Annotated in this window: 18 protein-coding genes; 7 read left to right on the plus strand and 11 right to left on the minus strand. The window is 70.7% G+C overall.

Annotated elements, in window-relative coordinates; genetic code table 11:
• Positions 1 to 51: 51 nt before the first annotated feature.
• The 3 genes from QM699_RS10600 to QM699_RS10610 all read right to left on the minus strand — a co-directional run bounded on the left by QM699_RS10600 (position 52) and on the right by QM699_RS10610 (position 1934).
• A protein-coding gene (locus QM699_RS10600; RefSeq protein ID WP_415009400.1) for an IS630 family transposase occupies positions 52 to 1109 on the minus strand; the annotation gives its coding sequence in 2 pieces (ribosomal slippage) (positions 52 to 629 and positions 629 to 1109; 1059 coding nt in all).
• Positions 1110 to 1386: 277 nt separating this feature from the next.
• Positions 1387 to 1617 (minus strand): hypothetical protein, encoded by a 231-nt coding sequence (locus QM699_RS10605; protein WP_415011092.1) that lies wholly within the window; start codon positions 1615 to 1617, stop codon positions 1387 to 1389.
• Between the two features lie 83 nt (positions 1618 to 1700).
• The gene (locus QM699_RS10610) at positions 1701 to 1934 is read right to left on the minus strand and encodes a DUF6489 family protein (protein WP_415011093.1); all 234 of its coding nucleotides are present in this window, start codon (positions 1932 to 1934) and stop codon (positions 1701 to 1703) included.
• An 87-nt stretch (positions 1935 to 2021) separates the two neighbouring features.
• Here QM699_RS10610 and QM699_RS10615 point away from each other — a divergent pair, with 87 nt between their 5' ends.
• Positions 2022 to 2582 carry an NADPH-dependent FMN reductase gene (locus QM699_RS10615; RefSeq protein ID WP_415011094.1) on the plus strand — a complete coding sequence of 187 codons (561 nt, stop codon included), beginning with the start codon at positions 2022 to 2024 and terminating at the stop codon, positions 2580 to 2582.
• 15 nt (positions 2583 to 2597) lie between these two features.
• On the opposite strand, the gene QM699_RS10620 is transcribed toward QM699_RS10615, so the two are convergent.
• The 5 genes from QM699_RS10620 to infC form a co-directional block, all read right to left on the minus strand.
• The gene (locus QM699_RS10620; RefSeq protein ID WP_415011095.1) at positions 2598 to 2972 is read right to left on the minus strand and encodes a M10 family metallopeptidase C-terminal domain-containing protein; all 375 of its coding nucleotides are present in this window, start codon (positions 2970 to 2972) and stop codon (positions 2598 to 2600) included.
• A gap of 170 nt (positions 2973 to 3142) precedes the next feature.
• Positions 3143 to 3334: a hypothetical protein gene (locus tag QM699_RS10625; RefSeq protein ID WP_415011096.1), complete on the minus strand. Its 192-nt coding sequence runs from the start codon at positions 3332 to 3334 to the stop codon at positions 3143 to 3145.
• 97 nt (positions 3335 to 3431) lie between these two features.
• Entirely contained in the window at positions 3432 to 4307 is an 876-nt protein-coding gene (locus QM699_RS10630; protein ID WP_415011097.1) for a lysophospholipid acyltransferase family protein, read from the minus strand.
• Positions 4308 to 4311: 4 nt separating this feature from the next.
• On the minus strand, positions 4312 to 5673 hold the full coding sequence (locus QM699_RS10635; RefSeq protein ID WP_415011098.1) for an MATE family efflux transporter: 1362 nt from the start codon (positions 5671 to 5673) through the stop codon (positions 4312 to 4314).
• An 88-nt stretch (positions 5674 to 5761) separates the two neighbouring features.
• Positions 5762 to 6307, minus strand: a complete 546-nt coding sequence (gene infC, locus QM699_RS10640; protein ID WP_415012740.1) for a translation initiation factor IF-3 — start codon at positions 6305 to 6307, stop codon at positions 5762 to 5764.
• A gap of 648 nt (positions 6308 to 6955) precedes the next feature.
• Between infC and galE the strand changes: the two genes are divergently transcribed.
• A complete protein-coding gene (galE, locus tag QM699_RS10645) occupies positions 6956 to 7975 on the plus strand; it encodes a UDP-glucose 4-epimerase GalE (RefSeq protein ID WP_415011099.1) in 1020 nt (339 codons plus the stop codon).
• Here the strand turns inward: galE and rlmJ are convergent.
• Both rlmJ and QM699_RS10655 read right to left on the minus strand, forming a co-directional pair.
• Positions 7959 to 8744: a 23S rRNA (adenine(2030)-N(6))-methyltransferase RlmJ gene (rlmJ, locus tag QM699_RS10650; protein ID WP_415011100.1), complete on the minus strand. Its 786-nt coding sequence runs from the start codon at positions 8742 to 8744 to the stop codon at positions 7959 to 7961. The two genes, galE and rlmJ, sit on opposite strands and share 17 nt — an antisense overlap.
• Positions 8745 to 8749: 5 nt before the next feature.
• Positions 8750 to 9934 carry an alpha-D-ribose 1-methylphosphonate 5-triphosphate diphosphatase gene (locus QM699_RS10655; RefSeq protein WP_415011101.1) on the minus strand — a complete coding sequence of 395 codons (1185 nt, stop codon included), beginning with the start codon at positions 9932 to 9934 and terminating at the stop codon, positions 8750 to 8752.
• Between the two features lie 17 nt (positions 9935 to 9951).
• On the opposite strand from QM699_RS10655, the gene QM699_RS10660 reads away from it, so the two are divergent.
• Positions 9952 to 10629: a DUF1045 domain-containing protein gene (locus tag QM699_RS10660; protein ID WP_415011102.1), complete on the plus strand. Its 678-nt coding sequence runs from the start codon at positions 9952 to 9954 to the stop codon at positions 10627 to 10629.
• 70 nt (positions 10630 to 10699) lie between these two features.
• On the opposite strand, the gene QM699_RS10665 is transcribed toward QM699_RS10660, so the two are convergent.
• Positions 10700 to 10894: a CsbD family protein gene (locus QM699_RS10665; protein ID WP_415011103.1), complete on the minus strand. Its 195-nt coding sequence runs from the start codon at positions 10892 to 10894 to the stop codon at positions 10700 to 10702.
• Positions 10895 to 11546: 652 nt separating this feature from the next.
• Here QM699_RS10665 and QM699_RS10670 point away from each other — a divergent pair.
• The 4 genes from QM699_RS10670 (at position 11547) to QM699_RS10685 (ending at position 16292) form a co-directional block, all read left to right on the plus strand.
• Positions 11547 to 12161: a PAS domain-containing protein gene (locus QM699_RS10670; RefSeq protein WP_415011104.1), complete on the plus strand. Its 615-nt coding sequence runs from the start codon at positions 11547 to 11549 to the stop codon at positions 12159 to 12161.
• Positions 12076 to 13368: a sensor histidine kinase gene (locus QM699_RS10675; protein ID WP_415011105.1), complete on the plus strand. Its 1293-nt coding sequence runs from the start codon at positions 12076 to 12078 to the stop codon at positions 13366 to 13368. The genes QM699_RS10670 and QM699_RS10675 overlap by 86 nt, the downstream gene beginning before the upstream one ends.
• Positions 13361 to 13723, plus strand: coding sequence for a response regulator (locus QM699_RS10680; RefSeq protein ID WP_415011106.1), 363 nt, complete (start codon positions 13361 to 13363; stop codon positions 13721 to 13723). Before QM699_RS10675 ends, QM699_RS10680 begins: the two co-directional genes overlap by 8 nt.
• A 232-nt stretch (positions 13724 to 13955) precedes the next feature.
• Complete coding sequence (locus QM699_RS10685) at positions 13956 to 16292, plus strand: Tex family protein (RefSeq protein WP_415011107.1); 2337 nt, start codon at positions 13956 to 13958, stop codon at positions 16290 to 16292.
• Positions 16293 to 16391 lie beyond the last annotated feature (99 nt).

Raw genomic sequence — 16391 nt, forward strand, 5'->3', positions numbered from 1 at the left:
AACCAAGCCAGACATAATAACTTCCGCGATACTAATACCAACCCGCATTGATCAGAACCCTTGCGCCCAGTCCCGACGGCCGATGGATCGGATGCGCCAGGGTTGGTCGACGAGGTCGTTCCAAGCGGCGCAGCAGTGGGCGACGATGTCGTCGTAGCCCTTGAAGACCCGGTTCGAGAGCCAGTTGTCGCGCATGAACTGCCAGATGTTCTCGACCGGGTTCAGCTCGGGCGAGCGGGGCGGCAGCGGCAGGATGGTGATGTTCTTCGGCACGATGAGGGCGCGGGCGAGGTGCCAGCCGGCCTGGTCGAGGATGAGGATGGCGTGGGCGCCCGGCGCCACCGCGGTGCTGATCTCCGCGAGGTGCGTCTGCATCGCCGGCGTGTCGCAGAACGGCATGACGATGCCGGCGCCCTTGCCCTCGGCCGGGCAGATCGCGCCGAAGATGTAGGCCCAGGCGGTGCGCTGGTCGTGCGGCGCCCGCGGTCGGGCGCCCCGCCGCGCCCATCTTCGGGTGAGCTTGTTCTTCTGCCCGATCCGCGCTTCGTCCTGGAACCAGAGTTCTATGCGCTTGCCGGGATGCGCGGCGCGGACCTCCGCCACGCGCTCCGGGAGACTTTTTTGAAAGCCGCCGCCGCCTCCGGATCCTGGGCGTAGTGCCGCGGCCGCGCCGAAAGCTTGCGGAAGCCGAGCGCCCGGAGTTCCCGTCCCACCGTCGCCTCGCTCACCGACACCCGGAACGCCTCCCAGAGCCACTGCACCAGGTCGATCCGCCGCCAGCGCACCACCCCGTCGCGCCAGGGCTCAGGTCCCGCCTCCACCACCTGCGCCAGCGCCGCCCGATGCTCTGCCGTCAGTGTCGGCGCCTTGCCGGGGGCATGCCGGTCGATCAGCCCCGACGGGCCTTCCGCGTTGAACCGCAGCACCCAGTCCCGCACGATCTGCAGCCCGACCCCGCCGACCCGCGCCGCCTCCGTCCGCGTGCCGCCCTCCGCGATCACCGCCAGCGCCAGCAGCCGACGCACCTGCTTCGCATCCCGGCTGTCCCGCGCCAGCCGGCGAAGATCGTCACCATCCAGATCACCCCGAAGCCCGATCGCTGCCGCCATGGAAAACCCCTTCGTTCTCCATGATGAATCACGACAACGCCCTCAGGGGAATCCCCCGCGTGAGTCAGGACCTATGCGCGCTGGTATAATATCTTGCGGGTATGTCTTCGACTTCAACTCATACGAGAATACGTCGTTCTCACGGCAATGTCCGCCAAGAAAAAGCGGCCGACGCGATGGCGCCGGCCGCAAGTTCGAGGGACAGTGAGACCCGATAAACGCCGCGCATGACGGATCGTTCCGCCCCGTCTTCGCTTTTCGCGCGAAGCGGCCGCACTCATGCCACCGCAGCGAGAAAGCCGAGCAGACGGCGCTCGACGCTGCGCAGCCGGCCCGGACCGGCGGGGCGCACCCCGACGCGCCACTCGGCCCGCTTCTCGGGCGCGATCCCGGCCAGCGACAGCACCGCGGGGTGGATGCAGGACGACCGGCTGATCGCCGGCGTGTCCCGCAGCCGGGCCGCCGCCTCGACCAGCACCTTGATCCCGAGCCACCCGCGCGCGACCACTGCCGCCCAAAGTGCGGCAAGCGTGCCTGCCCCCCGGCAGCGGTCGAACGCGCGGACCCGGAGCCGTGTTCTCGCGCGCGGTCTCAGCCCTTGCCGGAGGCCATCCGGCCGAAAAACTGCTGCATCTGCTCGAGACCGGCCATGCCGTCAGGCAGCCAGGCCTTCATCATCTCGTCGGGCGACATGGAACGGACGGTGGCGAGCATCCGGTCCTGCAGCTCCTGCATCATCTGCTCCTGCATCGGCTTGACGTCGGGCAGCCCGAGAAAAGTCCGGGCCTCGTCCGGCGTGCAGTCGATGTCGATCGTGACCTTCATGGCGGACGCTTGTCCTCTGTCGGATTTCGCGGTCAGGATGGGTCGCCCACCGCGAGCTGGCAACCCGGAAACCGGCGAGGGGGAAAGATGGCGAAACTGCTGGGGATCTCGGGCAGCCTGCGCCGCGGCTCGTTCAACACCGCCCTGCTCCGCGCCGCGGCCGAGGTCGCGCCCGAAGGCACTACGCTGGTTGTGGAGACGCTGCACGGCATTCCGCTCTATGACGCCGATCTCGAAGCCGCCGACGGCATCCCGGAAGCGGTCACCCGGCTGAAGGCCGCGATCGTCGCGTCGGACGGCCTGCTGCTGGTGACGCCCGAGTACAACAACGGCATCCCCGGCGTGTTCAAGAACGAGGTCGACTGGCTGAGCCGGCCGTCCGACGACAGCGCCCGGGTGTTCGGCGCCCTGCCGGTGGCGGTGATCGGCGCCTCGCCCGGCGGCTTCGGCACGATCCTCGCGCAGGCCGCGTGGCTGCCGGTCCTGCGCACCCTCGGCACGAACCCGTGGTTCGGCGGCCGTCTGCAGGTCTCGGGCGCCGGCAAGATCTTCGCCGACGGCGCCCTGGCCGACGAGACGACCCGCAGTCGCCTCGCCGGTTTCATCGCAGGCTTCGCTGCGTTCGCCGAGCGGACATCGCGGCTCTGAGCGAGCCGCGTGCCGTCACGGGACGAAGTCGCCGGCGCCCAGGCTGTTGACCCCTGTCACGTCGATCGCGAAGTCGATCGTCCGGTCGCCATCCACGTCGGCGAGCACCGTGACGCCATGCGCGGTCACGTCGTAGCGAAGCGCGCCGGCCAGCCCGTCGAAGGCGCCGCGATCGCCGAGGAAATGGAACGCCTGGTCCTCCGTCGTGCCCGCATCGGTGTCGATCGCCGAAAGGTCGATCGTGTCGCCGCTCTGGAAATCGGCGATCGTGTCGCGCTGCGTCCACACGCGGCTGTCGGTCGCGTCGGCGTAGACGAACGTATCGTCGTCGGCACCACCGAACATCTTGTCGCCGCCCGCGCCGCCCGCCAGCGTGTCGGCTCCGTCCATCCCGCCTGATCAGATTGTTATTGGAGTCGCCGACAATGACATCGGCGCCTGACGGACCATAGATATTCTCAATATCCTTAATAATACTCAACAATACATTCCAGGATCTCGAAAAATTCCCCAATACATATGTACATTTATTTGATACGATCCGATCACATGAAGGCTATCTACACCAGCCCCGCCACAAAATGATCCGTTGGTAATATAAACGGAGAGAAACCCATTCCCGAGATACAAATCGTCCGCGCCAGCGTCAAGATTAACGGTGTCGAGCGTATAGGCACCGTTGCGGTGAGATCTGCGATATCCGCGTCGGTCGTTCCGGTTATCACGGCGCTTGAACCGTCGTAGTAGGCCATTCTTTTCTCGTCCGATCGCTGAGGGATGCGTCCGAGTTCAGACAGCAGTCCCTCGTAGCCGGCATGCCCCGGCTAAAGGCTCGACCGGAAAATCGCATCAGAGTTTCTTTTTCCAGCGGCGGTGAAACCAGTAGTATTGCCCCGGATGCTCTCGGATGCGTGCCGAGAGACTGTCCGCCGCCGCCTGCGTCATCGCCTCGGGCGTGCCGGGATCGAGCGGCACCTCGAAGTCGATGGCGATCGTCACGCCGTCCGGCTGGCGCGTGCCGTAGGCCGGGATCATCGGCACGTTGTAGCGCGCGGCCAACGCCGCCACCGCCGTGCCGGTCGGCGCGGGTTGGCCGACAAACTCCACCATGTCGCCGTCGAGGACGTACTGGTCGAGCAGCACCGCGACCACGCCGCCCCGCTTCAGGTGACGGATCAGGTCCTTCATCCCCTCGCGGCCGCGCGGCAGCATCGGCGAACCGTGGGTGCTCATGTTGCCCAGATAGACCTGCTGCACCCACGGGTTGTTGAGCGGGCGATAGAGCGCGCCGACCTCGATGCCGCGCGCCTTGAGCGCGCCGCGCACCGCTTCCCACTGGCCGAAGTGACCGCCGACGAGCAGCGCGCCCTTGCCCTCGGCCAGCGCCGCCTGCAGCGCCGGCCAGCCGGGCCCCGCGGGCTCGGTCCACGGGGCCCGCGCCTGGAAGGCCCGGGCGGTGAAGGTCTCGGTGAAGCTGCGCCCGAAGGTGTCGGCGGTCTGCCAGCGGATCGCGGTGCGCTCGGCCTCGGACTTCTCCGGGAAGATGAAAGCGAGGTTGCGGTCGACGCGGCGCCGGAGCCCGGCGGAGCAGGCGACGGCCGTCCGGAGCAGCGCCGAGCCGGTGGCAAGCCGCGCGCGGTACGGCAGTGCCCGCAGGAGCGTGAGCACGGCGCCCTGCGGCAGCCACGTCAGGAAATCGACGACCCGGTTGCGTTCGCTTGCCATGCGGTCAGACCCGGGTCAGCAGATGACGGAAGCGCAGGCCGAGCAGGCCGGCGGCGGCGATGCAGCCGGCGGCTGTGCCGATGAAAAGCCCGCTCTCCGCCAGCGGCGTCCAGAACGCGAGACCGAGCCCGAGCGGCACCATCACCCCCCAGAACGCGCCGACGTAGCAGAGCGTCGTGCCCCAGCCGTCGCCGAGCGCGCGCGTCGCCTGGCCGAACGCTACCTGCCCCGCATCGAAGGTCATCGACAGGGCGAGGATCGCCATGATCGGCGCGGCGCGGGCGATGAGCGTGGGGTCGGAGCTGTAGAATCCGACGACCGACGGCGCGGCGGCGAAGAGGACGATGCCAATCACCGCCGCAAGCGCGATCGCCGCCGACGCGCCGGCAAAGCCCGCGAAGCCCGCCGCCGGCCGATCGCCGGCCCCGGCCGCCTGCCCGATCCGCACCGCGGTGCCGACCGAGAGGCCGAGCGCTACCATGAAGACGGTCGTCTCGATGTTGTGCAGGATCGAATAGGCCGCGAGCGGCGTCTCGCCAAGCAGGCCCGCCGCCTGCGCCATGGTCGCAAAAGCCATGGTCTCGAGGAAATACGAGGCCCCGCCAGCGACGCCGATCCGCCGCATCTCCACGCCCGCCGCCCAGCCGCCCGGCCCCCACAGCCGGAACCGGCCACGGAACGGCGCGAACTCCGGCAGGCGCAGCAGCCAGCCGATGAAGCCCACGATCATCACCGCGCGCGCAAGGGTGGTGGCGAGGGCCGCACCGGCGGCGCCCATCTCGGGCGCCCCGAGCCGGCCACCGATCAGGATCCAGCTGAGCCCGAGGTTGACCACATTGGCCCCGGCCATGGCGACCAGCCCCGGCCGGGTGCGCCCGGTGCCTTCGAGCCAGAAGCTCGCGGCGACGAAGACGAGGTGCAGCAGCACGCCGGGCGCAAGGAACACCGCGACCCGCGCCCCGGCACTGACCAGCGCCGGCTCCTGCCCGATCAGTCCGAGGATCGGGCCGGCGAACAGCGCCGCCAGACTGCCGGCGACACCGACCGCGACCGACCAGTGCAGCCCGCGCAGCGCCACCTCCGCCGTTCCGGCACCGCCGCCGCCGTGCTCACGCGCGGTCACGGCGATCACGCCGACAAGGCAGCCGATGCCGGCGACGAGCAGCGGCATCACCACCGCGTTGCCGAGTGCAAACCCCGCGAGCGCCCCGGTGTCGTAGCGGCCGACCATGACGACGCTCACCACGCCCATCAGCACGAGCCCGGCACGGTTCAGCACCACCGGCCACGACAGCCGGAACAGGGCCAGCCAGAAGCGCAGCAGGCGCGCGCCGAGGGACTCGGCGGAGGGCGTGAGAATCGTCATGATACCGCGGATCCTCCCCGAGCCGCGTGTCAGCGCCGCCGCCCCGCCACTGCGGGCGCGGGCGGCATCATCCCCCCGGCGGCTGGGGTCAGTGCTTCACCGGGTTGATCATCATGACCATCTGCCGGCCCTCGAGTCGCGGGATCGCCTCGATCTTGCCAAGCTCGGTCACGTCCTCGGCCACCCGCTCCAGCAGCTTGCGGCCCAGCTCGGCATGCGCCATCTCGCGGCCCCGGAAACGCAGGGTGACCTTGACCTTGTCGCCGCCCTCCAGGAACTTCATCACCGAGCGCATCTTGACTTCGTAGTCGTGCGTGTCGGTGTTGGGGCGGAACTTGATCTCCTTGATCTCGATGACCTTCTGCTTCTTCCGCGCCTCGGATTCCTTCTTCTGGGTTTCGTACTTGTACTTTCCGAAATCCATGATCTTGGCCACCGGGGGCGTGGCGTTCGGCGAGATCTCCACGAGATCGAGGCCGGCCTCTTCGGCCAGCGTCATGGCCCGGTCGGGCGTGATGACGCCAATGTTCTCGCCGTCCGCGCCGATGAGACGGATCTCCGGCGCGCGGATGCGCTCGTTGACGCGGGGGCCGGTGTCGCGCGTCGGGGGCGCGTTGTGCGGTCTGCGGGCTATGGTCGTGCCGTCCTTCTGATCGTTGCAAAGGATGAGGAAGCCGGAGCAGCCGCCCCGGCCCGGGTGCGGGACAATAGGGCACTTCGCGGCACAAGTGAAGATCCGCGCCGGGATCTGCTGCGCAAAGTCCGGCCCGTCGCTGTCGTTTCCGGCTTGCCGAGGGGAGAACGACTGCACACTCTGCAACCCGCGACCCGGGTTGGCCGTTGCCCGGTGCGCGGGGGTACGTCGCCCCTCAACCTTCGGTGGAGGAAACCGCATGAAAACGTGGCACTGGGTCGTCGGCGTGATCGTCGTCGTCCTTGGGATCTATTTCTTCATGGGCTCGCGGCACGCGCCGCCCCCGCCGCCGCCAGCGACCGCGCCGGCTCCGGCTCCCGCCGCCCCGGCTCCCGCGCCCGCCCCGGCCCCGGCTCCCGCGCCGGCACCCGCTCCGGATCCGGCCCCCGCGACTCCGCCGGCGACGATGGCCCCGGCGCCCGCCGAGCCCGCGGCTCCGGCTCCCGGCGCCGCCCCCGAAGCGCCGAAGCAGCCCTGACGTCCGCCTCGGCCCCGGAGTTGGGACTTCCCCGACGTGGCCGGTTCGGCTAACGATTGGAGCGCGCATCCGCGAGGGTGCGCGCTCCTTTATTTGCCGAGTGAGGTGCGATGCCGACCGTTCTTGCAACCGGCGGTGCCGGGTATATCGGATCGCATGTGGTCGCCGAGCTGCTCGGCGCCGGCTGGCAGGTGGTCATCCTCGACGACTTTTCCAACGCGGACTCCGGTGTGCCGTCGAGGATCGCCACGCTCGGTCTGGGCGAGGCGGCGGTCGTGGCCGGCGACATCCGGGATGCCGCGCTGCTCGACGGGATCTTCCGCGATCACCGACCCGACGCGGTGGTCCATCTCGCCGGCCTCAAGGCGGTCGGCGAGTTGGTGGAGCTTCCGCTCGCCTACTATGACGTGAATTTCGGCGGCGCGACGGCGCTGCTCGCCGCCATGCAACGGCACAACGTGCAGCGGCTGGTGTTCTCCTCGTCCGCCACCGTCTACGGCACGCCCGAGCGCAATCCGATCCCCGAGGACGCACCGATCCGGGCGACCAGCCCCTATGGCCGGACGAAGCTGTTCACCGAGGCGCTGCTCGACGACCTCGCGGTGGCGTGGCCGGACTTCGCGTCGATGTCGCTGCGCTATTTCAACCCGGTCGGCGCCCATGCCTCGGGGCAGATCGGCGAGAACCCCCGGGGGGTGCCGAACAACCTCTTCCCGTTCATCGCCCAGACCGCGGCGGGCCGGCGCGCGCAGCTGCGCGTCTTCGGCAACGACTACCCGACGCCGGACGGGACCGGCGTGCGCGACTACATCCACGTCGTCGACCTGGCGCGCGGACATCTCGCGGCGCTCGAGTACCTGATGCAGGGCGAGGGTCGCGGCCGGAACCTGCCGCTCAACCTCGGCTGCGGCCGCGGCTACAGCGTGCTGGAGGCGGTCGCCGCCTTCGGCCGGGCCTCGGGGCGGGAGATCCCGTGCGAGATCGTCGGACGGCGGCCGGGAGACGTGGCGGAGTGCGTCGCCGATCCGCGGCGGGCCGAGGCCCTGCTCGGCTGGCGCGCGACCCTCGGCCTCGACGCCATGTGCGCCGACCACTGGGCGTTCCAGAGCCGGCTCATGCCCGCCGATTGACCGGCACCAGCACGGGCGCGGCCTGGGCACGGGCGGCGGCGAACGCCGCCTCGGCGCCGTGCGGCGCATTCAGCAGCACGAGGCCCGAGCCGGTCATGCCGCGCGCCGGTTCCGGGTCGAAGGCCACCTCGTCGACCTTTGGCACCAGCGGATGCAGGCCCGACAAAAGCTCTGCGTGGCGTCCGGCGGGCAGCAGCGGATACCAGACCAGCACCGCCACCTCCGGCCATTTCGCCAGCAGCCGGCGGACGAAGGCCGCAACGGCGGCATACTCCGACTTCACCTCATAGGACGGATCGACCAGCACCAGCCCGCGCCGCGGCGTCATCGGCGCCAGCGCAAGCCCGCCCTCGAGCCCGTCGCGGCGATGGATGGCAACGCCCGGCCCGGCAAGCGCCGCCCGCAGGCCCGCGTGCTCGCCCGGGTGCAGCTCCAGGAGCGTGATCCGGTCGTCGGGCCGCAGCAGCACGCGCGCGACGGCGGGCGACCCGGGATAGGCCGTCGGGCCCACTTCGTCGCGCACCTCGGCCATCACCCGCCCGAACGGTGTCGCCGGGTCGGGATCGAGCCGCGCAATCCCCTGCGCCGCCTCGCCGGTCTTCAGGCTTTCCGCCGCGCCGAGATCGTAGATTCCCCGCCCCGCGTGGGTTTCGAGGTACGAGATCGCCCGCGCCGTCGCCGTCAGCCGCGCCAGCAGCTCGGCCAGCACGATGTGCTTGTGCAGGTCGGCCGGGCCACCGGCGTGATAGGCGTGCTGGTAGGACAGCATCGGGCTCAGGCCACCCGGTCGCCGGCGACCCAGACGCCGCACGGCAGCGGCAGGCCACCCGCGAGCCGCACGCGCAGCAGATCGGCGCGCAGACCCGGCGCGATCCGGCCGCGATCCGCGAGACCGGCAGCCATGGCCGGCGCTGTGGTCACTGTGGCAAAGCCCGCCGCGAGATCGCCCTGCGCCTCGCCGAGCCGCACCGCCGCGAGCAGCAGGCTCGCCGGCGCGTAGTCCGACGACAGGATGTCGAGCAGCCCGGCCTCCGCGAGGTCCATCGCCGCGGCATTGCCGGAGTGCGAGCCGCCGCGCAGCAGGTTCGGCGCCCCCATCATCACCGCGATCCCCATGCGCCGGCAGGCAAGCGCCGCCTCGGTCGTGGTCGGAAACTCGGCAATGCGGCTGCCATGGCCGGCGGAGACCGCCACCTGCGCGGGCGTCGTGTCGTCATGGCTTGCCAGGGTCGCGCCAAGCCGTCGGGCCGCGGCGACCGCCGCCGCCTCGTGCGCTTCCCGGAAGCGCGCCGCAACCTCGAGCCGCTCGGCGACCAGCGCATCGAACTCCGCATCCGTGACGGTGCGGCGGCCCCGGGTGTAGACCCGCAGGGCGGCAAGATCGCGAAACTGCCGCTGTCCCGGGGTGTGGTCCATCAGGCTGAGGATCCCCACCTCGTCCTCCGGCCCGAACGCCGCCAGCTCTTCCGTCAGCGTCTCGGAGCAGGTCTCGGCCCGCAGGTGCAACCGATGCGACAGGCGCAGCGCCCCCGCCCGGCGCAAGGCGTCGATCTCGCTCGCCAGCGCACGGGCATAGGGCGCATAGCCGCGCTCGCGGCCCGAGACGAGCGAGCCGACGCGAAGGGCGTCGAACACCGTCGTGATGCCGCAGCCGGCCAGCTCGGCGTCATGCGCGGCGATCGCCGCGCCATGCGGCCAGGCGACGCCGGGCCGCGGCTCCAGATGGCGCTCGAGATTGTCGGTGTGCAGCTCGATCAGCCCCGGCACCAGCAGGTCGCCCTCGCAGTCGAGCGCGCCCCGCGGCACCGCGGCACCGGAGTTGACCGCCACGATTTGCCCGTCGCGCACCAGCACGCTGCCGGGCCGGGTCTCGCCCGCCAGCACGAGGCGGGCGTTGGCGAGCGCGATCTCGCCCGGTTGCGCGGTACGGCTGTCGTATGGCATGGCTTCGCTCGTCATCACCTTCGGGCGGCAGCATGGGCGAGTGGCGGCGGCATGCAATCTATTTCGCGCCGCCGCAAGGCAGCGCGCTCGCGCGTTTCGGCGCCGCATGGCTCGGCTGGGACCCTGAGGCCGGGGCTGAAGTCTCAAGACCGGCCGACGCGCCGCTTGCCGCCACCGCCGTGGCCGAGCCGGCCCGCTACGGCTTTCATGCAACGCTGAAGGCGCCGTTCCGCCTCGCCAACGCGGAGGCGCTGCCGGACCTCGACGCCGCCACCGCGCGCCTCGCGCTGGCGCTGCCGGGCTTTGCGCTGCGGCTCGATGTCGCGGTGATCGGGGCATTCGTGGCGCTGGTGCCGGCCGCCGCACCGACGGCGCTCGCGACGCTCGAGGCCGGACTGGTGAAAGGGCTCGACGGCTTCCGCGCCCAGCTCACCGACGCGGAGACGGCCCGCCGCCGACCCGAACGGCTCGACGCGACCGGGCGGGCGCATCTTGCGGCGTGGGGCTACCCTCACGTGCTCGATCGCTTCCGCTTTCACATGACCCTGACCGGACCGCTCGGCACCCCGGAGGCCGCCCGATCCGCCCTCGCCGACAGGCTCCAGCCGCTTCTGGCAGAGCCGATGCCCGTGCGAGAGATTTGCCGGTTCTCCGAAGCGCCAGATGGCCGCTTCCACCTTGTCCGGCGCTTTCCACTCGCACCCGCGTAGGCACCGCACCGCCGCAAGGAAAAAGGGCCGCCCCCACGGGACGGCCCTCGGATCGGGCGATGGTTCGCAATCAGACCTTGTCGACCATCCGCTTCACGGCATCCTTCGCCTCGCCTTCGGCTTTCTGCAGCTTGCCCTTGCCTTCCTGGGCGAGACCATCGGCCTGCATCTCGGGATCGTCGAGAGCCTTGCCGGCAGCCTGGCGCGCCTTGCCAGCCATCTCGTTGGCAGTGCCCTTCACCTTGTCCATCGTGCTGTTGCTCATTGTCTATCCTTTCGTTCTTCCCGAAGGGGTTACGTCAGTGACTTGCAGATCTGGAACGCCCGCGCCGGGGAATGGTTGCAATCCAGCAATGCGAGCGGCGCCCGGCACACCCGCCCGCCAATCCGGGCGGGTGTGCCGGGCTTGCATGGTCGGAGAAGATCGACTTACCTCGCAGTCCGGGGGCCCGGCTGCGCCCAAGGGCGAGGACCGATGTCCGGCGACGATCTCACCTTCCTGACCGGCGGTGGCGAGGCCGGACGGCTGATCGCCGCGTTCGACTGGGCCGCAACCGCGGTCGGGCCGATCGCCGACTGGCCGGACGCGCTCCGGGTCGCGGTGGCGACCGCCCTGCGCGCCCCGGTGCCAATGGCGCTGTTCCTCGGGCCGACCGGGGTGATGGTGTACAACGACCCGTACATCCCGATCGCCGGGCGCAAGCATCCCGGCTGCCTCGGGGCTTCCGTCCTGGCCGCGTGGCCCGAGGTGGCGGCGTTCAACGCGGAGGTGCTGCGCACCGTCTTCGCCGCCGGCACCCTCAGCTTCCGCGACCAGGAGCTGACCCTGATGCGCAACGGCAGCGAGGAGCAGATTCTGGCTGAACCTCGACTACTCGCCCATCGTCGATGGCCGCGGTCAGGTCCTCGGCGTCTGGGTGCTCATCACCGAAACCTCCGACAAGGTGCGCTTCGAGCGCGCGGTCGTCGACGACCGCACCCGGCTGCGCCAGATGTTCGAGCAGGCGCCGAGCTTCATGGCGCTGCTCCGCGGCCCGGATCATGTCTTCGAGCTGACAAATGCCGCCTATCGCCAGCTCATCGGACATCGCGACGTCCTCGGCCTCGGAGTCCGCGAGGGCCTGCCCGAGATCTCCGGACAAGGCTTCTACGAGCTGCTCGACCAGATCTATGCGTCCGGCGAGCCGGTCGTCGGCCGCGGCGTGCCGGTACTGCTCCGGTCCGCCCGCGGCGGCGCCGCCGAGGCGCGGACGCTCGACATCCTCTATCAACCGCTCCGCGACGCCACAGGCGCCGTGTCGGGCATTTTCGTCGAAGGCGTCGACATCACGGACCGGATCGCCGCGGAGCAGGCGCGCGCCGCAAGCGAGCTGCAGTTCCGCACCTTTTCCGACAAGATGCCGAACCATGTCTGGGTCGCCGGGCTCGACGGCGGGCAGATTCTGGGTGAACAGCCGGATCGACGACTACACCGGGATCGCCATCGACGTGCTGCACGGGTCCGGGTGGCGCGTGATCGTCCACCCGGATGACCAGCAGGAGACCGAGGCGCGCTGGCTGCGATCGGTTGAGACAGGCGAGCCCTACGAGCGCGAGCAGCGCCTGCGCCGGAAGGATGGCGCCTGGCGGTGGCACCTGTCCCGAGCCGTGCTGATCCACGGCCCGGACGGCGCACCCCATCGCTGGATCGGCACGAACACCGACATCGACGACCAGAAGCGGGTCGAGCAGGCGCTGCGCGACAGCGAACTCAGGCTGCGGCTGTCGCAGGAGGCGGCGGGCATCGCCTCGCTCGAGGTCGACATCACCGCCGGCGAGGTGTTCGGCTCGGACACGCTCTGGCAGCTCTGGGGACTTCCGCCGGCCCGGAGCGTACCGACCAGCGTGCTCGAGGCGATGGTGGTGCCGGAGGATCGCAGCCTGCGCTCGTGCGAGGCCAGCCGGCGGGACGGCTCGGCCGCGAGAAGCGTGGAATACCGCATTCGCCGCGCCGACACCGGCGAGGAGCGCTGGATGGCCCGTCACGTCGAGTTTGTCCGCGACGACGCCGGCCGGCCGGTGAAGATGTTCGGCGTGATGCGCGACGTGACCGAGGCCAAGCAGTCCGAGTTCCGCCAGCAGATCCTGACGCACGAACTGGCGCACCGCATCAAGAACATCCTTGCCACCGTCTCGGCGATCGCCGCGCAGACCCTGCGCGACACCGACCTCGCTTCGGCCCGCACGGCGTTCGACGCCCGCCTGCAGGCTCTCGGCCGCGGCCACGACATCCTCAACGCCGCACGCTGGACCGCCGCCTCGCTGGCCGGCGTGGTCGAGGCTGCGCTCGACCCGTTCCCGCGCGAGCGAATCACCGTCACCGGACCGGATGTCGCCCTCGGGCCGCGCCGCGCGCTCACGCTCGCGCTGGCCGTCAACGAACTTGGCACCAACGCGCTCAAGTACGGCGCACTCGCTGTCGACGGCGGGCGGGTGGCCGTCCACTGGCGGATCGAGACGACAGACGGCGCGCCGCGCCTCATCTGGAGCTGGACCGAGACCGGCGGCCCGGCCGTGGCGCCGCCGGAGCGCCGCGGCTTCGGGCGGTTCCTCATCGAACGGGTGCTCGCGGCGGATTTCGGCGGGTCGGTCGGGATCGAATTTCCTTCGGGAGGAGTTCGGTGCTTACTGACGGCGCCCTGGCCCGCGACGGCCAAGCCAGCGGAAGAGGCGGATTCGAAAGGAAAGATGGGTGGCTGAGCGTGAGACGGTGCTGGTGGTCGAGGACGAAGCCCTCATCCTCTTCACCATTGCCGACGAGTTGCGCCAGGCCGGGTATCGTGTGGTCGAGGCTCAGGATGCCGATCAGGCCGTTCGGCTGCTCGAGACCGATTCGCGGATTCGCCTCGTCTTCACCGACATCGACATGCCGGGCTCGATGGACGGCCTGCGCCTCGCTGCGCTGGTCCGCGACCGCTGGCCCCCCGTCCACATCATCGTAACTTCGGGCAAGCGCGTTCCCGACGCCGCCCTGCTGCCCTGCGGCAGCCGCTTTCTGGCAAAGCCCTACACCTCGACCAGCGTTCTCGACGCCGCCCACGGCCTGCTGCACTGAGCGGGCGCGGCGCACGGGCGAGAGCCGCACCGCCCGCCGTCGCGTCTTTTTCTTGGTGACAAGTACTCTCGGGGGTGAACTGGCCGAAGGCCAGGAGGGGGCGGAAGGCCCCCTTGCGACGCCACTGCCCGAAACAACGACCGGAAGCCGCGAGGGCCCCGCCGCCCGCGGCTTGCCCTGCGGCGGCGGGCGGCTATGGTGCGCCTCCCGATCAACGTGCCCGCGAGTCGCCATGGCCCTGCAAACCGAAGCCCACGTCGCCCGCGCCATCGCCGCCAGGATCGGGGCCGAGATCGGCGCGCGCCCCGAACAGGTGGCCGCCGCCGCCGGCCTGCTCGACGAGGGCGCCACCGTTCCCTTCGTCGCGCGCTATCGCAAGGAGGTGACGGGCGGCCTCGACGACACGCAGCTGCGCACCCTGGCCGACCGGCTCGTCTACCTGCGCGAGCTGGAGGCGCGGCGCGCGGCGATCCTCGGCTCGATCGGCGAGCAGGGGAGGCTCACCCCGGAGCTGGAGGCGCAGATCGCCGCCGCCGACACCAAGGCGACGCTCGAAGACCTCTACCTGCCCTACAAGCCCAAGCGCCGGACCAAGGCGATGATCGCCCGCGAGCGCGGACTCGGGCCCCTCGCCGAGGCGATCCTCGCCGACCGCGCCGCCGCACCCGAGACCCACGCCACCGGCTACCTGAGCGAAGAGGTGCCGGACGCGAAGGAGGCGCTCGCCGGCGCCCGTGACATCCTGACCGAGCAGCTTTCCGAGGATGCCGCGTTGCTCGGCCGGCTCCGCGCGTTCCTGCAGCGCGAGGCGATGCTCACCGCGCGGGTGGTCAAAGGTCAGGAAGAGAAGGGCGCGAAGTTCTCCGACTATTTCGAGCACACCGAGAAGTGGGCCGGCGTGCCGAGCCACCGGGCGCTCGCGATGATGCGCGGCGCGAACGAGGGCGTGCTCACCCTCGACATCGCCCCCGACGAGACCGCCCTGCCGCAGGTCGAAGCGATGGTCGCCGCGGTATTCTCCACCACAGGGGACGCCCCCGGCGACCGCTGGCTGCGCGATGTCGCCCGCTGGGGCTGGCGGGTGAAGCTCGGCCTCTCGATGATGCTCGACCTGATGGCCAGCCTGCGCGAGCGGGCGCAGGAAGAGGCGATCCGCGTCTTCGCCCGCAACCTGCGCGACCTGCTGCTCGCCGCCCCGGCCGGCGCGCGCCCCACCATGGGCCTCGATCCCGGCATCCGCACTGGTGTCAAGGTCGCGGTGGTCGACGCCACCGGCAAGCTCCTCGCCACCGAGACGGTCTATCCGTTCCAGCCGAAGAACGACGTGCGCGGCGCGCAGGCGGCGCTCGCCGCGCTCGTCGTGCGCCACAAGGTCGAGCTGATCGCCATCGGCAACGGCACGGCCAGCCGCGAGACCGAGCGACTGGTCGCCGACCTGCTCGGGCAGCTGCCGGGCGCGAAGCCGACCAAGGTCGTCGTCTCCGAGGCGGGCGCCTCGGTCTACTCGGCCTCCGAGCTGGCGGCGAAGGAGTTCCCCGGCCTCGACGTCTCGCTGCGTGGCGCCGTCTCCATCGCCCGCCGGCTGCAGGATCCGCTGGCCGAGCTGGTGAAGATCGAGCCGAAGGCCATCGGAGTCGGCCAGTACCAGCACGACGTCGACCAGCACCGCCTCGGCCGCTCGCTCGAGGCGGTGGTCGAGGACGCGGTGAACGCGGTCGGCGTCGATCTCAACACCGCCTCCGCGCCGCTGCTCGCGCACGTCTCGGGCCTCGGGCCGTCGCTTGCCGACGCAATCGTCGCCCACCGCAACGACAAGGGCGCCTTCGCCAGCCGAAGGGAACTGCTCGCCGTGCCGCGCCTCGGACCGCGCGCCTTCGAGCAGTGCGCCGGCTTCCTCCGCATCCGCGACGGTGCCGAGCCGCTCGACGCCTCGTCGGTCCACCCGGAGGCCTACGACGTGGCGCGTCGCATCGTCGCCGCCTGCGGCCGCGACCTGCGCGGCGTGATGGGCGACGAGGCGCGGTTGCGCGCGGTCGACCCGGAGGACTTCGTCGATGGCCGCTTCGGCCTGCCGACGGTGCGCGACATCCTCGCCGAACTGGCGAAGCCCGGCCGAGACCCGCGCCCGGCCTTCGTCACCGCAAGCTTCAAGGAGGGGGTCGAGGCGATCTCCGACCTGAAGCCGGGGATGCTGCTCGAGGGTACGGTGACGAACGTCGCGGCCTTCGGCGCCTTCGTCGACATCGGCGTCCACCAGGACGGCCTCGTCCACGTCAGCCAGCTCGCCGACCGCTTCGTGAAGGATCCGCACGAGGTGGTGAAGGCGGGCGACGTGGTGAAGGTGCGGGTGGTCGAGGTCGATGTCGCCCGCAAGCGCATCGGCCTCACCATGCGGAAAGAGGCCACGGTCGAGGCCCGGCCGCAGCCGGCGCGGGGCGACCGGCCGGCGGGAAAGCCTGGAGGCGGAAAGCCGGGGCCGGGCAAGCGCGAGCCGTCGCCGAAGTCCGAGCCGGCCGCGCAGACCGGCAGCTTCGGCGCCGCACTGCTCGATGCGATGAAGGGGCGCTGACCTCTCTCCCCCGGTGGCGGAAGGTCGCCGCCGACGAGGTACGACGCCGGAGAGGGACGGATTTTGACGACCGGCAGGATCCGTCCGCGTCGGGCTGGC

Origin of the sequence: Amaricoccus sp. (genome assembly GCF_047602525.1) — a bacterium.
GTDB lineage: Bacteria > Pseudomonadota > Alphaproteobacteria > Rhodobacterales > Rhodobacteraceae > Amaricoccus.